General features: G+C 65.8%; 16 protein-coding genes. 9 read left to right on the top strand and 7 right to left on the bottom strand.

Annotated elements, in window-relative coordinates; genetic code table 11:
• Positions 1-5: 5 nt before the first annotated feature.
• The 9 genes from tssF (at position 6) to tagF (ending at position 15,792) form a co-directional block, all read left to right on the top strand.
• On the top strand, positions 6-1,859 hold the full coding sequence (tssF, locus tag B0G76_RS12180) for a type VI secretion system baseplate subunit TssF (RefSeq protein ID WP_120292418.1): 1,854 nt from the start codon (positions 6-8) through the stop codon (positions 1,857-1,859).
• The gene (gene tssG / locus B0G76_RS12175) at positions 1,844-2,872 is read left to right on the top strand and encodes a type VI secretion system baseplate subunit TssG (protein ID WP_120292416.1); all 1,029 of its coding nucleotides are present in this window, start codon (positions 1,844-1,846) and stop codon (positions 2,870-2,872) included. Before tssF ends, tssG begins: the two co-directional genes overlap by 16 nt.
• 4 nt (positions 2,873-2,876) lie before the next feature.
• A complete protein-coding gene (gene tssH / locus B0G76_RS12170; protein WP_120292414.1) occupies positions 2,877-5,483 on the top strand; it encodes a type VI secretion system ATPase TssH in 2,607 nt (868 codons plus the stop codon).
• Positions 5,470-7,446 (top strand): type VI secretion system Vgr family protein, encoded by a 1,977-nt coding sequence (locus B0G76_RS12165; RefSeq protein WP_120292412.1) that lies wholly within the window; start codon positions 5,470-5,472, stop codon positions 7,444-7,446. Before tssH ends, B0G76_RS12165 begins: the two co-directional genes overlap by 14 nt.
• Positions 7,447-7,457: 11 nt before the next feature.
• A complete protein-coding gene (gene tagH, locus B0G76_RS12160; protein WP_120292410.1) occupies positions 7,458-8,930 on the top strand; it encodes a type VI secretion system-associated FHA domain protein TagH in 1,473 nt (490 codons plus the stop codon).
• 4 nt (positions 8,931-8,934) lie between these two features.
• On the top strand, positions 8,935-10,269 hold the full coding sequence (tssK, locus tag B0G76_RS12155; protein WP_120292408.1) for a type VI secretion system baseplate subunit TssK: 1,335 nt from the start codon (positions 8,935-8,937) through the stop codon (positions 10,267-10,269).
• A gap of 65 nt (positions 10,270-10,334) precedes the next feature.
• Positions 10,335-11,666, top strand: coding sequence for a type VI secretion system protein TssL, long form (tssL, locus tag B0G76_RS12150; protein ID WP_120292406.1), 1,332 nt, complete (start codon positions 10,335-10,337; stop codon positions 11,664-11,666).
• Complete coding sequence (tssM, locus tag B0G76_RS12145) at positions 11,663-15,247, top strand: type VI secretion system membrane subunit TssM (RefSeq protein WP_120292404.1); 3,585 nt, start codon at positions 11,663-11,665, stop codon at positions 15,245-15,247. Before tssL ends, tssM begins: the two co-directional genes overlap by 4 nt.
• Positions 15,244-15,792 (top strand): type VI secretion system-associated protein TagF, encoded by a 549-nt coding sequence (tagF, locus tag B0G76_RS12140; protein WP_120292402.1) that lies wholly within the window; start codon positions 15,244-15,246, stop codon positions 15,790-15,792. The genes tssM and tagF overlap by 4 nt, the downstream gene beginning before the upstream one ends.
• A gap of 6 nt (positions 15,793-15,798) precedes the next feature.
• On the opposite strand, the gene B0G76_RS12135 is transcribed toward tagF, so the two are convergent.
• From B0G76_RS12135 to B0G76_RS12105, 7 genes are all read right to left on the bottom strand, one after another.
• Positions 15,799-17,190 (bottom strand): serine/threonine-protein kinase, encoded by a 1,392-nt coding sequence (locus B0G76_RS12135; RefSeq protein WP_120292400.1) that lies wholly within the window; start codon positions 17,188-17,190, stop codon positions 15,799-15,801.
• A gap of 3 nt (positions 17,191-17,193) precedes the next feature.
• Positions 17,194-18,087, bottom strand: a complete 894-nt coding sequence (locus B0G76_RS12130; RefSeq protein ID WP_120292398.1) for a DUF3365 domain-containing protein — start codon at positions 18,085-18,087, stop codon at positions 17,194-17,196.
• Positions 18,088-18,118: 31 nt separating this feature from the next.
• The gene (locus B0G76_RS12125; RefSeq protein ID WP_120292396.1) at positions 18,119-18,973 is read right to left on the bottom strand and encodes a hypothetical protein; all 855 of its coding nucleotides are present in this window, start codon (positions 18,971-18,973) and stop codon (positions 18,119-18,121) included.
• A gap of 69 nt (positions 18,974-19,042) precedes the next feature.
• Complete coding sequence (locus B0G76_RS12120; RefSeq protein WP_183082031.1) at positions 19,043-20,077, bottom strand: anti-sigma factor; 1,035 nt, start codon at positions 20,075-20,077, stop codon at positions 19,043-19,045.
• A 303-nt stretch (positions 20,078-20,380) separates the two neighbouring features.
• Positions 20,381-21,277: an anti-sigma factor gene (locus B0G76_RS12115; protein ID WP_120292394.1), complete on the bottom strand. Its 897-nt coding sequence runs from the start codon at positions 21,275-21,277 to the stop codon at positions 20,381-20,383.
• On the bottom strand, positions 21,274-21,819 hold the full coding sequence (locus B0G76_RS12110) for an RNA polymerase sigma factor (protein ID WP_120292392.1): 546 nt from the start codon (positions 21,817-21,819) through the stop codon (positions 21,274-21,276). Before B0G76_RS12110 ends, B0G76_RS12115 begins: the two co-directional genes overlap by 4 nt.
• A 194-nt stretch (positions 21,820-22,013) precedes the next feature.
• Positions 22,014-23,087 (bottom strand): catalase family peroxidase, encoded by a 1,074-nt coding sequence (locus B0G76_RS12105; RefSeq protein WP_120292390.1) that lies wholly within the window; start codon positions 23,085-23,087, stop codon positions 22,014-22,016.
• Positions 23,088-23,302: the final 215 nt, after the last annotated feature.

Raw genomic sequence — 23,302 nt, 5'->3', positions numbered from 1 at the left:
ACGCTATGAATCCGGACCTGATTCAGTACTACAGCGAAGAGCTTCAGCATGTCCGCGAGATGGGCGGCGAGTTCGCGAAGGCGTTTCCGAAGATCGCGAGCCGGCTCGGGCTGGAAGGCTTCGAGTGCGCCGATCCCTACGTGGAGCGCTTGCTGGAAGGCTTCGGCTTTCTCGCCGCGCGCGTGCAGATGAAGATCGCCGGCGAGTTCCCGCGATTCACGGAGCATCTGGCCGAGCTGGTCTATCCGCACTACCTCGCGCCCACGCCGGCGATGACCATCGTCGAAATGCGGCCCGACATGACGCATCCGGCGCTCGCGGACGGTGTGATGATTCCGCGCGGCACGGCGCTGTTCGGCAGACTCGACGGCGAGCGCTCTACGCGTTGCGAATTCCGCACCGCGCATGCGCTCACGCTGTCTCCGATCGAGCTCGTCGAGGCGCGTCTCTTTACGCACAGCGGTGTGCTGCCCGGTGTCGATGCAAGGTTGCCGCAGGGCGTGAAGGCTAGTCTGCGGCTCAAGCTGCGCGCGCTGAACAAGCTGAAAATCAGGGACGTTGCGCTCGATCATCTGCCGATCCATCTGCGCGGCGGCGAGGGTCTGGCCGCGCGGCTGTATGAATTGCTGCTGGGCTCGACGCTCGGCGTGGCGCTGCCCGATGCGGTATTGCCGCCTTCGGCCCTGCGCCCCCTTGGATTCGCCGACGACGAAGCCTTGTTGCCCGTGAGCGGGCAGTCGTTTCCCGGCTATCGCTTGCTGCAGGAGTATTTTGCGTTCGCGCAGCGCTTCATGTTCATCGGTATCGACGGGTTGCGCATGCATTTCCAGCGCTGCGAGCGCGATGAAATCGAGGTGATCGTGCTGCTGTCGAAGATCGACCCGGCGCTCGAACAGCTCGTCGACGAGGCCAATTTCGCGCTGCATTGCACGCCGGCGATCAACCTGTTCGCGCGCCGCACCGATCGCATTCCGGTCACGGGTGAGCAGTTCGAGCACCACGTCGTCGTGGATCGCACGCGCCCTCGGGACTTCGAGGTGTACCGGGTCGAAAGCGTCACCGGCTATCGGTCTGGCGGTGGCGGGCAGATCGAGTTTCAGCCGTTCTATCGTGTGCGGGATTTGGGGGGCAACGAGCCCGGTCGTGTCTTCTATCAAGTACGGCGTGAAAAGCGGCTGCTTCCCGCGCAGCAGGACGAACGTAGCGCACGCTCGTCGTACACCGGCAGCGAAGCTTTTCTCGCCCTGGTTGATACACACCATGCGCCCTATCCGGCCGACCTGCATCAGCTGGGACTGAGCGTGCTGTGCACCAATCGCGACCTGACGCTGACCATGCCGCGCGGGCAGGGCGAGACGGACTTCACGCTCGAACTCGAGGCACCCGTGTCGAGCGTGCGATGCATCGGTGGTCCCAGCCGTCCGCTGGCGTCGTATGCGGAAGGACCGGTCGCGTGGCGTCTGTTGAGCCATCTGTCGCTTAACTATGCGTCGCTCGTGGACGATGCCAACGGTAGCGGCGCGCGCGCCATGCGCGATCTTCTCGGGCTGTACGCGCCCACTGGCGACAGCGTGGCGGCGCGGCAGATCGACAGTTTGCGCTCCATCCGTTCGGTGCCGGTCACGCGGCGCTTGCCCTCGCGCGGACCGATCGTATTCGGCCGCGGCCTCGCGATCGAGGTGCTGCTCGACGAGAACGGCTTTGATGGTGCGGGCGCATTCCTGTTCGGTGCGGTGCTTGCGCGCTTTTTCACGCAGTACGTGTCGATGAATTCATTCACCGAAACGATCGTGTCCAGTGCGACGCGCGGTGAACTCATGCGCTGGGCGCCAGGGAGCGGGCAATGCCGAACGCTCTGACCTTGCTCGACCGTTTCTCTTCCGATGCGAACCGGTTCGACTTCTTTCAGGCGGTACGTCTCGTCGAATGCGCGCATCCTGGCTTGCCGCGCGTGGGTTCGTCGCTGCGTCCGCGCGAAGACGCCGTGCGCTTCGGGCAGGAGCCCGAACTGATCTTCTTCCCGACCACGCTGCGCCATTTCGCGACCACGGGCGAGAGCGCACCGAAGCTCGTCGTCAATTTCCTGGGCCTGCTCGGACCAAACGGCCCGATGCCCACGCACCTGACCGAATACGTTCGCGACCGCGCGCACAACGCCGGCGATCCTACCTTCGCGCGCTTTCTCGACGTCTTTCATCATCGGATGGCGTCGCTGTTCTATCGTGCTTGGGCGGTAGCGCAACCGGTGGTGAGCCTCGATCGCGACAACGGCGACCGGTTTTCCGCCTATGTCGGCACGACCTTCGGTCTCGGCGAGCCAGCGCTGCGCAACCGCGACACCGTGCCCGATTTCGCCAAGCTGCATTTCGCGGGACTGCTCGCCGGCGGGACGCGTCACGCCGCGGGTTTGCGGCTCGTCCTGTCGCGCTTCTTCGGGATGCCGGTCGACGTGCTCGAAAACGTCGGCCAATGGATGAATTTGCCCGCGGGTTCGATGAGCTGTCTGGGCACGCGCGACGAAAGCGCGCGACTGGGTGTCGGCACGATGCTCGGCGCGCGCGTCTTCGACCGGCAGCATAGGTTCCGCGTGTTGCTCGGGCCGCTCTCCCTGCGCGACTATCAGCGCTTCTTGCCAGGCGGTGCGAGTCTCGCGCGCCTCACCGATTGGGTGCGTCTCTACGTGCGCGATCCGCTCGGCTGGGACGTCAATCTCCAGTTGCGACAGGCCGAAGTGCCGCGTCTCGCGCTCGGCCGCCGTCAGCGGCTCGGCTACACGACCTGGTTGCATGCTCGCGCGGCGACCTCTGACGCGAAGCAACTGATGCTCAAACCACCCGCCTCACCACCCGTCTCACATCGCGCAAAGGACTAAGGAAATGGCAGAGATCAGCCGCGCCGTCATGTTCGGCAAACTCGACACGCTTAGCTTTCGCGCGATGGAAAGCGCGACCACCTTCTGCCGGCTGCGTGGCAATCCGTATGTGGAGTTCGTGCACTGGCTGCATCAATTGCTGCAGTTGCCGGATTCGGATCTGCATCGCGTGATCCGGCATTTCGGCATCGAGATCGCGGCGCTCGCGCGTGACTTGACCGATGCGCTCGATCGTCTGCCGCGCGGCTCGACGTCGATCACGGATATCTCGTCGCAACTTGAGGAAGCCGTCGAACGCGGGTGGGTGAATGGCTCGCTGCTCTTCGACGCACAGAAGGTCCGCAGCGCGCACGTGCTGATCGGGGCGCTCCAGACACCCGCATTGCGTAACGCGCTGCGCGGCATCTCGCGCGAATTCGATCGTGTGAAGCTCGACGAATTCGCTGACGATTTCGCAAGCGTGCTCGACGGTTCGCCGGAAGCGGCGCTTGAGCCTGTCGTGACGCGCTCACAACCGCTAAACACGCCATCCGGCACGCGGGACGCCTTGCAGCGTTACACGATCGATCTGACGGAAGAAGCGCGCACAGGCAAGCTCGATCCGATCGTCGGCCGCGACGACGAGATTCGTCAGGTGATCGATATTCTCATGCGCCGCCGGCAGAACAATCCGCTTCTGACGGGCGAGGCTGGCGTGGGCAAGACGGCCGTGGTGGAGGGTCTCGCACATCGGATCGTGGCGGGTGACGTGCCGCCAGCGCTGCGCGACGTGACGCTGCGTACGCTCGATGTCGCGCTGCTCCAGGCCGGTGCGGGCGTGAAGGGCGAGTTCGAAGCGCGCTTGCGCCAGGTGCTGGAAGAAGTGCAGTCGGCAGAGCGCGCGGTGATCCTCTTCATCGACGAAGCTCACACGTTGATTGGCGCGGGCGGCGCGGCGGGCACGGGCGACGCTGCGAACCTGCTGAAGCCGGCGCTCGCGCGCGGCAGCGTGCGGACAATCGCGGCGACGACGTGGTCGGAGTATCGGCGGCACATCGAAAAGGACCCGGCGCTCACGCGGCGCTTTCAGGTCGTGCAGGTTCGCGAGCCCGACGAGGCGCGCGCGGTCACGATGATGCGCGGCATCGCGCTCGCGCTGGAGGCGCATCACGGCGTGCAGATTCTCGACGAGGCCGTCGAGGCGGCCGTGCGGCTTTCGCATCGGTATCTTCCCGCGCGGCAATTGCCCGACAAGTCCGTGAGCCTGCTCGATACTGCATGCGCGCGCGTCGCGGTCAGCCAGCACGCCACGCCGCCGGAGGTGGACGACGCCCAGAAGCGCATCGAGGCGCTGCAGACGGAACTCGACGTGATCGCGCGCGAGGGTGCAATCGGCATCGATACGACTGCGCGTTACGAGACCGCATCGGCCGCGTTGCAGCACGAAACCGAGCGGCTGGCCGCGCTCGAGGCGCGCTGGCATGTCGAACTCGAGATGGTGAAGGATATCCTCGCGCGCCGCGCCCAGTTGCGCGATGGCGCGCCCGATGCCGATCTCGCCACGCTGCGCGAGCAGCAAAGGCGCCTCGCGGAGCATCAAGGCGCCGCGCCGCTGATTCTGCCGGGCGTCGATCGTCACGCGGTGGCGGCGGTCGTTCAAGACTGGACGGGCGTGCCCGTGCTGAACATGCTGAAGAACGAAATCGGCAACGTGTTACGGCTGAACGAACTGCTCGACGGCCGGATCATCGGCCAGCAACACGCGACGCAGATGATCGCCCGGCGAGTGCAGACTTCGCGCGCGGGCTTGGACAACCCGGACAAGCCCGTGGGCGTATTCCTGCTCGCCGGCACGTCCGGTGTCGGCAAGACCGAGACCGCGCTGGCGCTGGCCGATGTGTTGTATGGCGGCGAGCAGAACCTGATCACGATCAACATGAGCGAGTATCAGGAGGCGCACACGGTTTCGCTGTTGAAGGGCGCGCCGCCCGGTTACGTTGGTTTCGGCGAAGGCGGCGTGCTGACCGAAGCCGTGCGCCGCCGCCCGCATAGCGTCGTGCTGCTCGATGAAGTCGAGAAGGCCCATCCCGATGTGCACGAACTGTTCTTTCAGGTCTTCGACAAAGGCCGGATGGAAGACAGCGAAGGCCGCTCCATCGACTTTCGCAACACGCTGATCCTGTTGACGACGAACGCGGGCACCGACTGCATTGCCGAACTGTGCCGCGATCCGCTCGCCTTGCCGCCGCTGGACGCCATCGAACAGGAACTGCACACGCAATTGCTGCACACGTTCCCGCCCGCCTTGCTCGGGCGCATGGTGACGATCCCGTATTACCCGCTCTCCGACAACATGCTGCGCGCGATCATCCGCCTGCAGCTCGGGCGCGTGGCCGAACGCGTGACGCGCACGCATCAGGTGCCGTTCACCTACGACGAGGCCGTCGTCGCACAGATTGCGCAGCGCTGCACGCGCCTCGAAAGCGGTGGTCGCATGATCGACGCGATTCTCACCAACAGCGTGTTGCCGCGCATCAGCACGGAGTATCTGTCGCGCGTAATCGACGGCAGAACGCTCGCGCGCGTGCACGTTGGCGTCGAAGAAGAGGAGTTCACCTATGCCTTCGACTAGCACGCGCCACGTACGCATGCAGTGCGCGCCGCTCGGCGACGAGGCGGTCTTTCTGCGGATGTCCGCGAGCGAGGTCCTGGGCCGCCTGAGCCGCTTCGAGCTCGCGTTCCTGAGCACGCGCAACGATATCGACCCCGGCGCGGTGCTGGGGGAGAACCTGTCCGTCACGCTCGACTATCCCGCCGGCGGTCAACGCCAGTTCAACGGCATCGTGACGACGCTGCGTCTGATCGCTCCGGGCGACACCACCCACAACCGCATGGCGCGTTATGACGCTGTCATGCACCCGCGGCTGTGGCTGCTCACGCAGGCGTCGCACCGGCGGTTCTTCTATCAGCGCACGGTCCCGCAGATTGTCACGCAGGTGCTGGAGTCGTTCGATATCGACTTTCGCAATGCCTGCACGGCGAGCTATCCCGCGCTCGAACATTGCGTGCAGTACCGCGAGACCGATTTCGATTTTGTCAGCCGGCTGCTGGAGCGTGAAGGCATCCACTATTTCTTCGAGCATGCGGGCGGCAAGCACACACTCGTGCTGGCGGATTCGAGCGCCGAGCATCGGCCGATCGCACACTACGAGTCGATTCCGTTTCAGGCCTGGGATACGCCCGAGCAGGATGAAGAATGCGTGTACCGCTGGATGTCGGGTGCGACGCTCCAGACCGGCCGCTACGAGGTGAACGACTACGACTTCGAGAAAGCCTCGGTCAGCAACAGCGAAGGAATGGTCGCGCGCGCGACGCGCAGTGCGCCCTTCGATCCGCCGCGCTATCTGATGCAGGAGCACCTGACGGGGCACGTCAAGGCGGGCGATGGAGAACGGCTTGCACGCGTCAACGCCGAGATTCACGAAACGCAGAACGATGCGATCGAAGGGCGCTCCACGTCGCGCGGCATTGCGCCGGGCGGACTGTTCCGGTTGCGGGATCATCCGGGCAGCGCGCAGAACCGGCAGTACCTCGTGATCGAAAATTGCGCGGAGATCGTTTCGGACGCTTATGTGTCGACGAGCGATTCCACACAGCCGATCTTCGATTGCAGCTTCCGCGCGATTCGCAGCGACAACACCTTCCGCTCGCCGAGGACCACGCCGGTGCGGCGTGTGGCGGGACCGCAGACGGCCGTCGTGATCGGCCCGCCAGGCGAAGAGATTCTCACGGATCAGTACGGCCGGGTGAAGGTGCAGTTTCACTGGGAGCAGCTCGCGCAGCCGGACAATGGGAACCGGCTCGACCGCTGCTGGGTGCGCGTCGTGCAAAGCTGGGCGAACCGGCGCTGGGGCACGATGTTCCTGCCACGCGTCGGGCAGGAAGTGCTGGTCGAGTTCATCGAGGGCGATCCGGACCGGCCCGTGATCACGGGCGCGGTTTACAACTCGACGAACATGCCGCCGTACGAGCTGCCCGCCGCGAGCGCGGTATCGACGTTGAAGAGCCAGTCCACCAAGGGCGGCAATGGCTACAACGAGGTGCGCTTCGACGATCGTAAGGGCGACGAAAAGTTGTTCTTCCACGCCGAACGCGATCACGAGACCTGGGTCCGGCACGACGCGCTGATGAACGTATCCGGCGAGCGGCATCTGAGCATCGGCGGCGACGAATTCCGCGAGACGCGCGGCACGCGCAACGACACGGTGCTTGGCAGCAGCAAGTCCAGCGTGCTGGGTGGCGTGTCGGCCGCGACCATGACCACGCACAACCAGTTCGTCGGCGAAGCCTATTCGCTCGACGCGGGCGTGGCGGTGCAGATCAAGGCGGGCGTGTCGGTCGAGATCGAGTCGAGCGCGACCATCGTGCTGCGGGCCGGGGCGTCATACATCCTCATCGGTCCGGAAACGATCGAGATGTCGAGTTTTCCGATTCCGCTCGGCCCCGGCGTTCCCCCCGTGCCGCTCGCGGTACCGCCGCCGCCGCCCACGCCGCCGCGCGACGCTGACGACGGCACGCATAAGGTCCGCAAATAGGAGAGAACGCGATGACTCTGACATTGACGGTGCAAAGCGGCGAGGGCGCGTCGCCGCGCGCGATCGAGATCGAGGGCGAGAGCGCCACGCTCGGCCGCGCGCCGGATTGCACGATGGTGCTGAGCGATGGGCAACGCGGCATCTCCCGCATCCAGGCACGCATCGAGCGACGTGAGAACGCGTACGTGCTCGTCGATGCGGGCAGCAATCCGACGCTGCTCAACGATCGCGCGCTTGACGGCACGCACGAGGCACTTCTGAAGGAGGGCGATCGCGTGGGGATCGGCGCGTACACGCTCGTCGTGTCGGTGAGCGGGGAGGCGGATGGGCGCTTCGTGGTCGACGAAACCATCATGACGCAGTCGATGCCCGACGTCGGCGCTGACCCCGACGCGTGGTCGTCGGCGAGTTCGCAGGCCAAGCCAGGCACGCCGGAATTCGAAGCGCCGCCGCCGACACCCCTGATTCCCGACGACTGGAACGGGCCGCACGATGCGGTACCCGCCGGCGGGGCGGATGCGCTTTTTCTGCCGGATCCGCTGGCCGCGACGCCACTCCTGCGCGAGCCCGGACACTTTCGCGGCAACGCCGGTGAGGCGCTGATCGACGCGCTCAGTCCCGGCGATCCGCTGCGCGATATCGGCGCGCGCGCGGTGGAGAAACCGGTGCCGTTTTCGCGGAGCTTCGAGCATGTGTCGCCGGAACACGCTGTGTCGGCGATACCCGCGGTGCCGCAGCCGCAGCCGCAGCCGCTCTCGCGAGACGCCGAGATGCCCGGCCTGCGTTCGCCGAATGCAGAAGTCGCGTCGAGGCCGGCGCGCTCGCCGGTTCATGAAGCGCGCGAACGCCGCAAGCAGGACGCCGAGCAGCGCGCCACCCCGCGCACCGATCACGCTTCCTTGCTCGACGCCCTGATCGAAGGCCTCGGCATCGAGCCCGCCGCCGTGAGCCACGTCGAGCCTGCGGATCTGGCGCACCTCGTGGGCGCGATGCTGCGCGAAGCGACACAAGGCACCATGGCCGCCTTGCGCTCGCGCGCCATGATCAAGCGCGAGACGCGCATGGCGATGACGATGATCGAAGAGCGCGACAACAACCCGCTCAAGTTCTTCCCCGACGCCGACCGGGCGCTTGCGCAAATGCTCGGCGCGCGCGACAACGGCTACCTGCCGCCGCAGGACGCTATGCGTGCGGCGTTCCGCGATATCCAGGCGCACGAACTCGCGATGGTTGCGGGCATGCGCGCCACGCTCGCTCATGCGATGGAGCGCATCGACCCTGGAGCGATCGAACGTTCGCTCGACCCGCCGGGCCGTCTCGACGCGCTCATCGGCAATCGCCGCGCCCGGTTGTGGCAGCGGTTCGTCGAGATCTGGGAGCACGTGGCGCGCGATGCCGGCGACGACATCCAGCGCAGCTTCGGCGAACCGTTCGGCCGTGCCTATCAGGCGCAGCTCGACGCTCTGCAATCCTCAAAGAACTGACGCCATGTACTGGAATAACAAGGTTATCTGGTCGGAGGGCATGTTCCTTCAGCCACAGCATTTGCAGCAGCATGACCGGCACATCGAGACGCAGCTTGAAGGCCGCGCGGGCGGCCTGCGCGCGTATGGCTGGGGCTTCACGAAGCTCGAGATCGACGAGGCGCTCCTGAAGCTCGGCAAGCTCGCGCTGCGCGCGGCCGCTGGCGTGTTGCCCGACGGCACGCCGTTCAACCTGCCTGCCGACGGCGATTTGCCCGCACCGCTCGACATTCCGGAAGGCACGTCAAACCAGTTGATCGTGCTGGCCTTGCCGGTGCGCCGGCCGGGCGCGCCGGAGTCTGGCGGCCCCGACAGCGCGGAAAATCTCACCCGCTACGGCGCGGGCGATTTCGAAGTTCACGACAGCAACGACCCGGATGCGCTCGTCACGCTGTTGCAGATCGGCAAACTGCGCCTGCGTCTCGCGCTCGAGCCGGACGTGGCGAACGCGCACGCGTATGCGGGCGTCGCGCGTGTGACCGAGCGCATGAGCGACTCGCGCATCCTGCTCGATGGCGACTATTGCCCGCCGTGCCTCGACTACCACGTCGCGGACCGGCTCGCGCGCTTCGCGGTGGAACTGAGCGGCCTCCTGCAACAACGCGGCGAAGCGCTCGCGGGTAGGCTTGCACAACCCGATGGCGCGGGTATGGCGGAGATCTCGGACTTTCTGCTGCTGCAGATCGTCAACCGCGCGCAGCCGCTGGTCGCGCATTTCTGCGCGATGACCGGCCTGCATCCCGAGTCGCTGTATCAGGCGAGCGTGGCGCTCGCCGGCGAACTCGCGACCTTCAGCCAGCGCGAGCGGCGGCCGCCGCTGTTTCCGGCTTACCGTCAAGAGCGCCTGAAGGAGACCTTCGCGCCGGTGATCGACGCGTTGCGGCTGGCGTTGAGCCGCGTGGCGGACCCACAGGTCGTGTCGATCCCGCTCGAGGAGCGCAAATACGGCTTGCGCGTGGGACAGGTCGCGGATCGCTCGCTCTTCACGAGTGCGACCTTCGTGCTCGCCGTGCGCGCGCAAGTGCCCACCGAGACGCTGCTCTCCGCGTTCAGCAGCCAGGTGAAGATCGGCAGCATCGAGAAGATTCGCGATCTCGTCAATTTGCAGTTGCCCGGCATTCGGCTGCGCGCGTTGCCCGCGGCGCCGCGGCAATTGCCGTTTTACGCGGGCTACACCTATTTCGAGCTCGACGACAAGAGCGATGCCTGGGCTTCGCTTGCCACGTCGGCTGGGATGGCGCTGCACGTGGCGGGCGAATTCCCCGGACTCGCGATTGAATGCTGGGCGATTCGCCGCTGATCGTGCCAACGATGCCACGCCCCTGACGCTACGCCATTCGAAGGCGGCGAAACAAGGACTCTGCCATGACCAACGACACCGATCCGACGCTTGACGACGCGGCTTTTCTCGACGCCGCGCGCACCATCAGAATGCCGACGCCGGGCCGCGGGCGCGAGTCCAGAAAGCCGGAGGCGGGGCTGCAAGGACGGCCGGAGACACTCGCGCCGCTCGATGCCTCGCTCGCCGGGCGCAATCCGCTCCTGCGGGCGGCCAATCCGCTGCTTGAGCTCGCGCTGCCGCTGCGACGGCTCACGCGTCATCCGGATCTCGACGCCTTGCGCATGCAACTGATCCAGCTGATGCGCCGCTTTGAAACCGATGGCCGTGCCTTCGGCGTGCCCGACGCGCAACTCGGCCCCGCTCGCTATTGCCTGTGCACGTTCATCGACGAGGCGATCGCGGCGACGCCGTGGGGCGCGGGCGTATGGGGCCGGCGCAGCCTGCTCGTGACGTTTCATAACGAAGCCTCGGGCGGCGAACGGCTCTTCGTGATCCTGCAGCGCCTCGTGCAGACACCGGCGGCCGACATCGATCTGCTCGAGTTGATCTACTTGATGCTCGCCCTCGGCTTCGACGGACGCTACCGGCTGATCGACGGCGGCAAGTCGCAGCTCGACGTGATCCGCGAACGGCTCGAGCAGATGATCCGCACGCAGCGCGGCACGATCGAACGGGCGCTCTCGCCGCACTGGCAGCCCGCGGCGCGCGAAGCCAGGCGGCTGCTGCAGTTCGTGCCGCTGTGGGTCGCCTTGGCGCTCGCCGGGCTCGTTCTGATGACAACGAGCCTCGTGCTCGGCATTCGCATCAACGATTTCTCCGACCCGGTCTTCGCGTCCATGCGCACGATTCGCGTCGCGCCGGCGCCCGTGCTGGCGGCAAAGACGAACGCCGCGCCCAGGCTCTCTGCAGCGCTCGCCGGGTTCCTTGCGCCGGAGATCGCGCAAGGCCTTGTCTCGGTCGGCGAGTCCGCGGACCGGACCACCGTGACGATCAACAACGCAGCCGAAGGCACGCAGCTCTTCGCGTCGGGCAGCGCGGAGCTCGACGCGCACTTCGCGCCGTTGATGCAGCGCATCGCGCAGGCCTTGCAGAACAAGCCGGGCAACATCGTCGTGGTCGGGCATACGGACAACCAGCGCATCGTGTCGGTGCGCTTCCCGTCCAATGTCGAACTGTCGCAGGCGCGCGCGGACACGGTGCGGGCCATCATCGCCGCGAAGCTCGACACGCCGTCGCGCGTGAGCGCCGAAGGCCGCGGCGACACCGAGCCGATCGCATCGAACGATAGCCCGGCCGGACGTGCGAGGAACCGGCGCGTGACCATTGACATTCTTTCGCCAGGAGCGGCGCCATGAATTTGTTGAATGGGTTGAATGGGTTAATAAGCGGATTGAGGAGACCGGCCGTCGTCTCGCTGGCCGGCGTGTTGGCGCTGTCGGCGCTCGTGTGGTTCGAAGGCCCGCTGTTCGCTTTCGACGGCCGCGCGCCGCTTGAAAGTGAGTCGCGCCGCTGGCTGGTCGTCGCGATCATTTTTGCGTGCTGGGCGCTCTGGTGGGGGACCCGCTTCGTGAAGACGCGCATCGCGAGTTCGAACTTCGTGCGCGGGCTCGTCGCCGATGCGCTCGATCCGGCGAATCGCGAGCCGAGTCCGGCGCGCAAGGCCGCAGCTGCCGATCTCGAAGTCTTGCGCACGCGCTTCGAGGAGGCCATGAAAACGCTGCGACACGTGCAGGGCCCATCCGAAGGCAAGGGCAAAGGCGAAGGAAAAATGCGCGGCGTTTTTTCATGGCTGAACCTGTGCCGCCGGACGCTTTACGACCTGCCCTGGTACATGTTCGTCGGCGCGCCAGGCGCGGGCAAGACGACCGCGCTCGTCCACTCGGGTCTGAACTTTCCGCTCGCGGACCGGCTCGGCGCGCAGGCGATCGGCGGCGTCGGCGGCACGCGCAACTGCGACTGGTGGTTCACCGACGACGCCGTGCTCCTCGACACCGCGGGCCGCTTCACGACGCAGGACAGTCACGAGGAAGCCGATCGCGGCGCATGGCTCGGCTTTCTCGCCTTGCTGCGCAAGTACCGCCCGCGTCGCCCGCTGAACGGCGTGATGGCCGTCGTGTCGGCGTCCGATCTGTTGCAGCAGTCCGACAAGGCTCGCGCCGTGCATGCTGCGTCCGTGCGCGAACGCCTCGCCGAATTGAACCGGCAACTGGGGGTGCAATTGCCGGTTTATGTCGTCGTCACGAAAAGCGACATGCTCGCCGGCTTCGCCGAATTCTTCGACGACCTGGGCCGCGACGAACGTGAGCAGGTCTGGGGTGTGACATTCCCGCTCGCGGACCGTGAAAACACGGGGGACGCCGCGAACGTCGATTCTCCGCTGCAGCGCTTTCCCGATGAATTCCGCTTGCTGCACCGGCAGTTGCAGGATCGCGTGCTGCAGCGCATGCAGCAGGAGACCGATGTTCGCCGTCGCGCGCTGATCTACGCTTTCCCGCAGCAGTTTGCAGGCATCGAGAGCGCGCTGCAGCGTTTCCTCGACGATGCGTTCGGCGAGTCGCGTTTCGCTCGCGCCGCCATGCTTCGCGGCGTGTACTTCACGAGCGGGACGCAAACCGGCAGGCCGCTCGACCGGATGATGAGCGCAATGGCGGCGTCGCTCGGACTTCAGCGCGAGGTGTTGCTGACGGATTCGTCGAGCGGGCGCGCTTACTTCGTCAAGCGACTGCTTCGCGATGTGATCTTCGAGGAGGCGGGCATTGCGGGCAGCAATCCGCGCGTGGAGCGCCGCCGTGCGCGCTTTCAGCAGGTGGCGATCGGCGTGATCGGCGTGTTGCTGGCGGCGGGGCTGATCGGCCTGTTCGCGAGCGACCGGGCGAACCGCCGCTTTGTCGAAGAAAGCCGCCAGCAGATCGCCGCGCTGACCCAGCGCGCGCAGCAGACGACGGCCGGCGACGATCCGCTGACGATCTTGCCGCTGCTCGACGCCGCGCGCGATCTGCCCGGCGGTGAGGCTGAACGCGCGGCGGGTCACGACGCGTGGTGGGCAAAGCTCGGCCTCGACCAGCGGCAGAAGCTCGGGCTGGAAGCGCAGCGCGTGTATCAGCGCCTGTTGCGCCAGACGTTGCTGCCGATCGTCGTGCAGCGCATGGAAGAGCAACTGCGCCGCGGCGACGCCGACAACCCGGCCACGCAATACGAAGCGCTGCGGGCGTATCTGATGCTCGGCGATCCGACGCACTTCGATCCGGCCGCGCTGCGCGTCTGGGCGATGCACGCCTGGCAGGGCGGCGCGCTTCAGAACGCGACGGACGCGCAGCGCGCCAGCATCGACCGCCATCTGGAAGCCCTGTTCCGCCCGGGGCAATTCGATGCGAACCTGCCGCTCGACCAGAACCTGATCGGAGAGGCGCGGGCCACGCTAAATCGCGTGCCGCTCGCGCAGCGTCTCGATGGCCGTATCGAGCAACAACTGGCGCAGCTTCGTCTGCCGGACTTCACAATCGCGAAAGCCGCCGGATCGAGCGGCCTGCTGGTGTTCGTGAGGAAGAGCGGAGCGCCGCTCACGCAAGGTGTGAATGGGGCCTACACGCGTGCGGGCTTCGACGCGTTCGTGCGTTTGCGCGAAGCCGCGCTCGCCGACCTGTCGAAAGACGACTGGGTGCTCGGCCGTGCGGAGGCGCGTCCCGATCCGGGCGGTACGGATGCGCTGCGCGCCGCATTGACGCAGATCTACAGCGAGCAGACGATTCGCCAATGGGACGGCCTGCTCGCCGATGTGGCCGTCGTGCCGTTTTCCGCGCCGGATCAGGGCGCGCGCATCGCGAATCTGCTGGGATCGCCGACCTCGCCGTTGCGCGGCCTGATTCAGGCCGCCGCGCGCGAGACGACCTTCACCCCGGCACCCGCGCCGCCGGGCAAGCTGGATGCGCTCAAGCAGAACCTCGGCAACACGCTCGGGACGGGAGGCGGAGCGGCGGCAGCGCCGGCGCCCACACTCGTCGATACGCATTTTCAGCCGCTGCACGAACTGGCCGGTCCGCCGCTCGACGAAGCCATCAACGCGTTCAAGGACGCGGCCGCCACGCTGCAGGCGGAAGACACCGCGCGCAAGCAGTCGTTGCCGCTGCCCGCGACCGGCCCGCTCGATCGCCTGAAGCTGCTTGCCCAGAACGCGCCCGCGCCGCTCGCAGCGGTGCTGCAAGGCGTGGCCGGCAATTCGGACACTGTCGAGCTTCAGAGCCAGCGCGCGCAACTGCGTGCGCTCTGGGCGGCGAGCGTGGCGCCCGCGTGCAGACAGGCGCTCGACGGGCGCTTTCCGCTCGTGAGGACGTCGACGCGCGACGCCGCGCCGGACGACTTCGCGCGCATCCTGGCGCCGGGCGGCCTCATCGACGACTTTTTCCAGAAGAACCTGCAGAATCGCGTGGATACCTCCGGCGCGGTGTGGAAATGGCGGCCGGAAGCAAAATCGCTCGGCATTCCTGACGATGTTCCAGTTCAATTCCAGAACGCGGCCATGTTGCGCGACGCCTTGTTCCGCGACGGCGGCCGGGATGTCTCGGTGCGCTTCACGGTGAAGGTCGCGTCGCTCGATCCGTCGCTCAAGCGCTTCGTGCTCGATATCGACGGTCAGCAACTCACCGCGACGAGCGACGCGCCGAACGCCACCGCCGCGTTCCAGTGGCCGAGCGGAAAAGGCACGGCGCAGGCGCACGTCGAGCTCGACCCGGCGCAAAGCACGCCGCCGCGCGCGGACGGGCCATGGGCGCTGTTTCATCTCTTCGATGCCGCGCGCATCCAGCAGTCGGGTCAAGCGGATCACTTCAACGTGTCCTTTGATGGGGGCCGCGTGTCGCTCGCGCTCGTCGCGAACAGCGTGAACAATCCGTTTCGCGCGGGCGTGCTCGACCGTTTTCGTTGCCCCGCGTCGCTATGAAACCTGACGATCTGGCGGGCGCGGGCTTCTACGGCAAAGTCCGCACGCATGGCGATTTCGTCGGGCGGGGCTTGTCCGCCGGATTCGTGGCGCTTTGGGATGCATGGCTGCAACGCGGCCTCGTTGCCGCGCGCGAACGCTATGCCGAGGACTGGCTGAACCGGTATCTCGCCATGCCCGTGTGGTGCTTCGCGGCACGGCGCGGCGTGGTCGCCGAAGACGCGCACACCGGCGTGCTGATGCCGGGCATCGATGCGGTCGGACGCTACTTCCCGTTCGTGATCGCGCAGCCGGTCGACGGCGATGCCTGTGTGTCCGCTTCATCGTGGCATGCCGATGCCGCTGAACTTGCGCTATCCACCTTGAAGCCGGACTTTTCACTGACGGAGTTCGAGACGTCATTGACCACGTTGCGGGCGCAATCGTCCGGTATCGCGCCGCGCAAGGCAGACAGCGTATGGTGGTGCGATGCGGGTGAGATCGTGCATCGGCATGACGGGCCGTTCGATGCCGCGCTGTTCCTGCGTCTGCTCGAGGGCGATTAGTCGTGGTTAATCGTGGTTAATCGTCGTGTTCTTTTTCCACGCGCGGCGCAGTGCGTCCCGGTCTTTTTGTTGCGGCACGGTGTCGAGCAGACGTGCATGGAACGTTTGCAGATCGGGGGCGCTCGCGGCCGCACGGCGTGCGATCACGCGTGCAATCGGGCCCAGATAGGTCGTGAGCTGACGCGTGGCGTCGCTCACTTCGTCGACACTGATCTTTTGCGCCGGCCGCGCGCGCGAAGAGCCGGCATCCAGTTGCGACAAAAGCGAATCGAATTCGCGGCGAGCGGCCTCGTCGGGTAGGTACGTGGCGAGCCGCTCGCGTAACGCGTTGACGTCGGCGGCGCTCGCCGATGCACGCCGCAGCAGCAAGGTCGCCACCGGGCCTACGTGACTGGCGAGCCGCGCCTCCAGTTGCGCGATCCATTCGGGCGGCCAGGTTCTCGATGCTCCCGATACTGTTGACTTCCCTGACGCGGGCGCCACATCGAGCGTGGCGGCGGGACTCGCGTAGGCGAGCACGGTGCGCTCGGCGTCCTCGTTATCGGCGGCGAGTTCGGCAAGCAACGTGTCGCGCCATTCTCGCGCGGAAGCGAAGCGGTCTTGCGGACGCTTCGACAATGCTTTCATCAGCATCGCGTCGATATAGCCGGGCAAATCCGGCGCGATGGTACTCGGCGCAGGCGGCGTGTCGTTGAGGACCTTTTGCATCACCACGCTCGGCGTTCCTGTGAACGGGCACACACAGGTCAGCATTTCGTACAGGACGACGGCGGCCGAAAACAGATCGGCGCGCGCGTCGACTGGATCGCCGGTGAATTGCTCCGGCGACATATAGCTCGGTGTGCCGAGCATCGTGCCGAATTGCGTCAGGTACGACGAATCGAGATGCGCAATGCCGAAGTCCGCAATCTTGCATTCGCCACGCTGCGCGATCAGCAGATTGGCCGGCTTGATGTCGCGATGAACGATTCCCGCGCCGTGCGCGTAGTCGAGCGCATCGAGCAGTTGTACGAACCATCTCAGCGCACGCGGCGCACCCATGCGCGAACCGGCGCGCACGTGCTCCGTGAGATGCGCGGCCAGGCTTTCGCCGCGCACGTATTCCATCGTGATGAAGGCGGTGTCGCCGGCTTCGCCGTAGTCGTACACCGCCACGATGTTCGGATGAACGAGACGGCCCGCCGCGCGCGCTTCGTTGAGGAAACGGGCGGTGAGATCGTGCGCGGACTCGTCCGGCGTTTCACCCGGCGCCAGTTCCCGCCGGATGGTCTTCAGCGCCACCTGGCGCTCGATGTGCGGATCGAAGGCCAGATAGACGACGCCCATCGCGCCGCGCCCGAGTATCCGTTCGATGACGTAACGGCCAAGCTGGGCGGGGAAGTCGGCCGGGGAGGGCATGGCCTAGGCCTCTTCTTCGTCGAGGATCCTGAACGCCTCGACGAGACTCGTCTGCATGCGCCCGAACGACACGGCGAGCGATGCGATTTCGTCCGATCCGCTCACCGGCAAGGGCGTCGCGCCGAGCTTGCCGAGGCTCATTTCATCGGCGGCGCGCGACAGCAACTGGATCGGCCGCGTGATCAGCAGATGCATCATCACGTTCATCACGACCAGTACGACCGCGAACACGCCGCCGAGCGACAGCATGAACGCGCGCCAGATCGCGCGGCCGCGTTCGATCGGCTGCGCCATCGGAACCGACACGAATTCCGCGCCGATCACTTCGTTCATCGGCCAGTTGAAGCCGTTCGTGGAACCGTACTTGTCCAGCATGGTGGCGGGCGCCGCGCTCGGGTTGCTGTGGCATTGCATGCAGGCAGAGTCGGTGATGCGGCTCGGGCGCGCGAGAAACAGCGTGCGGCCGCCGGGCGCATCGCGTTGGCCAGTCAGTTCCTTGAGTTCGGGCCGGTCATGCAGATGGCTGATGACATCGGCTTCCCAATCGGTGGGCCGGTCGCGCGGATTGGTCGGATTGACCATCGTCGACTTGTACGAGAATTTCGGGAAATCCTTCTGCAGGAGATTGAGCATTTCGATCGCCGAGAAGGCGGGGATGGATTCCGGCACGAACTGATATTTGATCTGCGTCGCGAGGAGCGGCGTGATGTGCGCGGCCGTGTAGTTCTGCATCGATGCCGCCGCGCTGATCAGCACGTTGGCGTCATGAACGGTCTCGTCCAACGCCTGCTTTTGCAAAAGGCGATCCGAAACGACGCCGGCCGCGACCAGCCCGATCGAAAAGATGAGCAGGAACACGAGGTTGAATTTGACGCTGAGTGAAAGTTTGAGTTTCATGGCGTGTTTCAAGCGGTTTTGGCGCGGCGTTTCATGGATAACGAACCGGGTTATTGGCAGCACGTATGGGCGGATAAAGGAACACGCGCCACTCGGGCAGCGTATTCAGATGGTTCGCGATCGATCCGCGAAACGCGCTGTCCGCGAGCCGCGCGTGAAAGCGCGCGGCAAAGCGCTTGCGCTCGGGCAACGTGGTCGTGAGCCACGGCGCGATGTCGTCGTAGGTGGCGGAGCGCAACGGCTTCAAGGCGGCGCTGGGAGGCGTGGTGCCAATGGTGAGCGGCTGCAGCGCGTCGCGAAACGCGGCTGGCATGGCGGCAAGGAATGCGCTGGATGGTCGCGGCAGAATGTGGGCGGCGGGCGCGTTGCCAGAGAGTTCGGCGAAGCTTCCGGCGGGGATCGTTTGAGGCGGTTTGAGGGCGAGCGTGTGCACGCCGCTTTCGCTGAACACGGCGATATCGCCTGCGTCGTCGGGCGTGGCGACGATGGCCGCCGCCGCGTCTGTGCTCGTGCTCAGGCGAAGCGCGCCGCGCTCTGTCTCCACGATCCGTTGGGGACATGACGCAGCCTTGCACGCATGAGCGATCTTCATCCAGCCGTGCAGGAAGGCGATGCGCCCATCCGCCTGCAGCATCACGCGCGACTGTGCACCGAGCGCGACGAGCGTGCTGTTGTCGTCCTGAATCTGCACGACGCCTTGTCGCGGCGACAGAATCAGATCGTCGGCGCGCAGGGACTCGCCAGCACCGAGCGCGAACACGTTTGTCGCGCGCACCACCGTGATGGGAGAATCGGCGCTGACCAGTGTCCAGGCCGCGCGTGCGGGCGAGGACAGCGTAGCCAGCAGGACGACACCCAGGGCCCATGCCCGCAGTCGATAAGCCATGTGCTTCGCTCGAAGGTTGACGATGCCGGCTAACGCCGGCCTCTTCAACACAACAGCGAAGCGCGCGAATTATTCCGTGGCTGGAATAATTCGCGTGTCGAGGGCGGCGCGTTGAACGGGCGCGGGAATGGGGGCGAGAACAGGCGCCGGCAAAGAACCGAAGAGCGGCGCTGCGCTGCGGGTGGAAATGCTGTCGCCAAGCGCATTCAGATCGAGGCCGTGGGGCGGACCGATCAGCGCGTAGCCGAGTTCGGACTGACGCCAGGTGACGACCGTCATCGACGCAACCTGCTGCGTTGCCTGGTTCGCGTCGGGCTTGGCTTCCTTTATCACGCACAATGCCACGGGCGCGCCTTGTTTGGGCAGATAGACGATCTGAATGAGCGGCTTGTCGTTGAAACGCAGGCGCTGCACACGTTTGAACGTGAGGCCAAAGGCGCTCAAGTCCGGAATGCGAACGGCGAGGCCATCGTCGTCGCGAATCTGCGCGACCGTTTTCGCCACCAACGCGGGATCGGATTCGACGTTAGCGAGCGTGTCGCGAGAATAGAGTTGCTGATAGCTGGCGGCGGCCATGACCCAGGGCGATACGCCCGATACGCCCGTTCCCACCGACGCCACCGATGCGCCTACCGTCGAGGCGGGTCCGACGCCGCTCCCGAGGCGCAGCACGAACCCGCAGGCGAACGCCCCCACGACGAACGCGACGGCGAGCCACGCGGGCGCGACGCGCAAGCGCGAACGGATCGGTGCTGATGCCGGGGCGCCGACAGGTTGTGGCACGACGGCGTCGTTGGCGCTCGCATCGCGCCCGAGCGGCGCAGCTGCGCCTGGCCGGCCCGGCAGCTCGTTCCGGGCGGGGTCTTGCAGTGACTTTTTCGCCGCGTGTGCCATCTCGCCAATCCGCGCGATCAGGCTTTCAGGCACCGGCGGCAGCGACTGCTGCGCGAACGCTTCCGCGTAAGGCAGGCGCGACGCCCTGAGCCTCGCGACGCGTCGCATGGCATCGGGAGAGCCGTTCAGCGCGCGCTCCACGGCTTCGCGCTCATGGGCGGGCAGTGTGCCGTCCACGTAGGCCATTAATTCGATGTCGTCCGGATTCATAAGGCCTGTCTTCGCTCTTCGCGGAATGGGACGCCTCGCCCAAAACCGCATGACGCCATAAGGGCTAGTGATAAAACACCCGTGGCTCGACATTATTCCATCGAGCTACAAGATTTTTTTCGGGCCCGCGCGGGCGCGTTCGCCGTCGAGCGGCGTGGTGCGGAGGCGACGTTCTGGCAACGCCTGAGAACGTCCAATATCGCGCGCCTGCTCACAGTAAAAGCTTACTGCAAGGCTTGCTGCGACTCGCCGTGCCACGGCCCGATGCGTCGCTGTCGCGCAACGCGCTCGGGCATGCCGTCATCAGGATGTGGCGTGTGCGTTCGGTGAGGCATTGCTGAACAGCGGAGCCATGTCGAGATTGGCAATGCGCTTGCCGAGCGCGGCGAGATCGACGTCGCCCGACTTCCCGATAAGCGCGTAGCTCAGCTCGGCTTGCCGCCACGTCGTGACGTCCATGGCATCGAGCGTCTTCGTCGCGACCGGCTGGTCCGGCTTCGAGTCTTTCATCACGCAGAGCGCGATGGGCGGGCCGTTTTGTGGCAAATAGACGATCTGCACGAGCGGCTTGTTGTTGAAGCGCAGGCGTTGCACCGACTTGAACGTCAGCCCGGCGTTCGTCAAATCCGGAACGCGCAAGGCGAGCCGGTCGTCGCTGCGGATATCTCTGACGGTCTTCGCGGCGGCCTCCGGATCTTCCTGCGTGTACGCGACGGTCTCGCGCGTGTACAGCTTCTGATAACCGACCGCCGCAGCCACCCACGGCGATACGTCGGCGTTGGAGGCGATCTGTGCGCCGCCGCTTGAAAGCGGACTTGAAAGCGGGCCGAACCGCACGAACAGGCCGCAGGCGAAAGCGCCGGCCACGCAGGCCGCGGCAAGCCAGACCGGGACGCCGCGCAGGCGCGAGCGCACGGGTACGGAGGGCGCTCTTTCGCCGGGCGGCAGGGCCGGGTCGTTCGATTCCCGGGCGCGATGCGCGCGGACCAATTCGTCGACCTTGAGCTTGAGCGAATCGGGCACCGGTGGGAGAGTCTGTTGCCCGAAGGCGTTCTCGAAATCGAGTCGCGAAGCGCGCAGCAGCGCGACCTTTTCCCTCGCTTCGGTGGAAGCGCGCAGCCGCGCTTCGATCGCGCTGCGAACCTCGGGCGACAGGCCGCCATCCACGTAAGCGAGAAGTTGAGCGTCGTCAGCCATCATGCGATCGAATCCTTAGGTATCTTCGCGGGCCGGACTTTCGGCGTGTCGCCGCCAAGCAGCGCGCCGACCGCCTGGCGGGCGCGCGACAGGCGGCTCATGACCGTGCCGATGGGCACCTCGAGCACGTCGGCGGCTTGCTGATAGCTCAGGCCTTCCACGGCGACGAGCAGCATCACGACGCGCTGTGTCTCCGGCAAGCATTCGACAGCGTCGACGATCTGCCCGTGCATCAATTGCGTTTCGGGACTCCTGTCGACGGGGTCCGGAAGATTTTCGAGGAAGTCGTCGTCCCAATCGAAACTGGATCGTCGGCGCACGCTACGGGCGCGCAGTTCGTTGATCCACGTTGAATGGACAATCGAGAACATCCAGCTCAACGGAGCCGTGTCGGGCTGAAGCTGGTGGGCGCGTTCGAGTCCGCGTAGGCAGGCGCGCTGCACGAGGTCCTCGGCGTCATGCTGGTCACCCGACAGGCGAAGCGCGAACGCCCACAAGCGCGGCAGCATTTCGGGAAGCATGCCTGGTAAATCTGCACCGTTCATTGAACGAATATCTCCCATGTTCCCCGAGATGTGTTCGAAAGCACTGCGAGCACGTCGACCTCGTTCCAATAGTTGGACTATCGTTCGTCACCGTTTTTTCGCCACGAAGTTCGAACAGCTTAGTTTAACGTGAGACCGAACAACGCGTGAAAGTGCTCTTTACAGCATCGACGGTGGTCTCGATGCGGCCCTTTCTAGCGGGGACGCGTGCCGGCGGCCGTCTCTTCGCGTGTACGCCGCTCGAACGAAATCTCGTAGACCGCCGAGCGCGCGGCGAGCAGCGGATCGTCCGAGGGCGCGATGCCATCGGGGAGGATCAGCGGATCGAAATTGATGTCCCGGCAGGCGCCGTCGATCTGGCTCTCGGCGCGCTCGATCACGATCATGCCGGCGTCCACCCGATGCAAATCGCGCTCGGCCGGCCATGCGCGCGTCGCGTCGTCGACCGGGTCCCCCGGGCCTGCGGGTGTCAGCATGAGGTGCCAGGAAACGGGGCCGGTCTGCAAGCGCAGGTCGAGATCGTGCGCGAGAAAGTCGGGGTCGCGCGCCGGGTTGGTGTGTTCGTTCGACGGCGCATAAGGCGTGTCGGGAACGACACGCCAGCGCACGAAACGCGTGTTGCCGTTGGCATCGACGAAACGGAACGCGTCGATGCTGAAGTAAATTGCGTTATAGAAAGCCGAGGAAGGCGGATGGGTCTCGATCCACTCGCGAAAGGCCGTCGTTTCGGGGTGCTTCGCAAAAAACGAGCTCATTTTTGCGGGGTCCCGCCGGCCGGTCCGCGCGTCCGGCCGCAGCGCCACCAGTTGCTCGTACAGCGCCTGTGGCGTGGCGACCTGGAAGATCGGCACGGAGTTCATTGCGGTGCGCCATTGTTCGCCATTGTGCAGCGAGAAGAGCAATGCAAAGCTGCGCACGGTCGTGTCGGCGTCGTCCTGGGCGGGATTGCCGCCCGGTGCGGAGAGGCGGCCGATCACGGGAGTGCGGCCGCGCTCGAACACGCGTGCGTGCGAAAGCGCGACACCGCTTCCGTTGCTGTCGAAATAGCCGCTCACGCACACGCCCTTGGCGTGATTGCGGCGAAAGCCGGCGTGCCTGCCCATGCTGTCCTCGAAGGCGTCGATCATCCGGGCGGGCGTCAGTGCGCTCTCGCTGCCCGGCCAGTGAATCCAGCCAGCGACCCACGCGAACGCTCCTGCGACAGCCGCAATGACGATCACGATGAAGGTGTATCGGAGAACAAGCGACGACGGCTGGGGGTGGGACATGTTGCAGCGTGAAAGCGAAACGCGCCGGTCCGGAAAGGTGAGGAGTATAGAGCAGGGTACGTTTCGGTGCTTGGCCTCGCAATGAAAACGATTCGCGGTGAACGGTGCGTCTTGCCTTCTGGTTGGGGAATAAAAAGGCTCATGGGATGTTTTACGAAAGCGCACAGGCCGGTGTTCCGCCTCGCACGTGACCGACATTTTCTCGCCCAAACTTC

The organism is Paraburkholderia sp. BL23I1N1 (genome assembly GCF_003610295.1).
Lineage (GTDB): Bacteria > Pseudomonadota > Gammaproteobacteria > Burkholderiales > Burkholderiaceae > Paraburkholderia.
The sequence above is the reverse complement of the archived record's forward strand: the minus strand, read 5'-3'. Positions and strand labels throughout refer to the sequence as shown.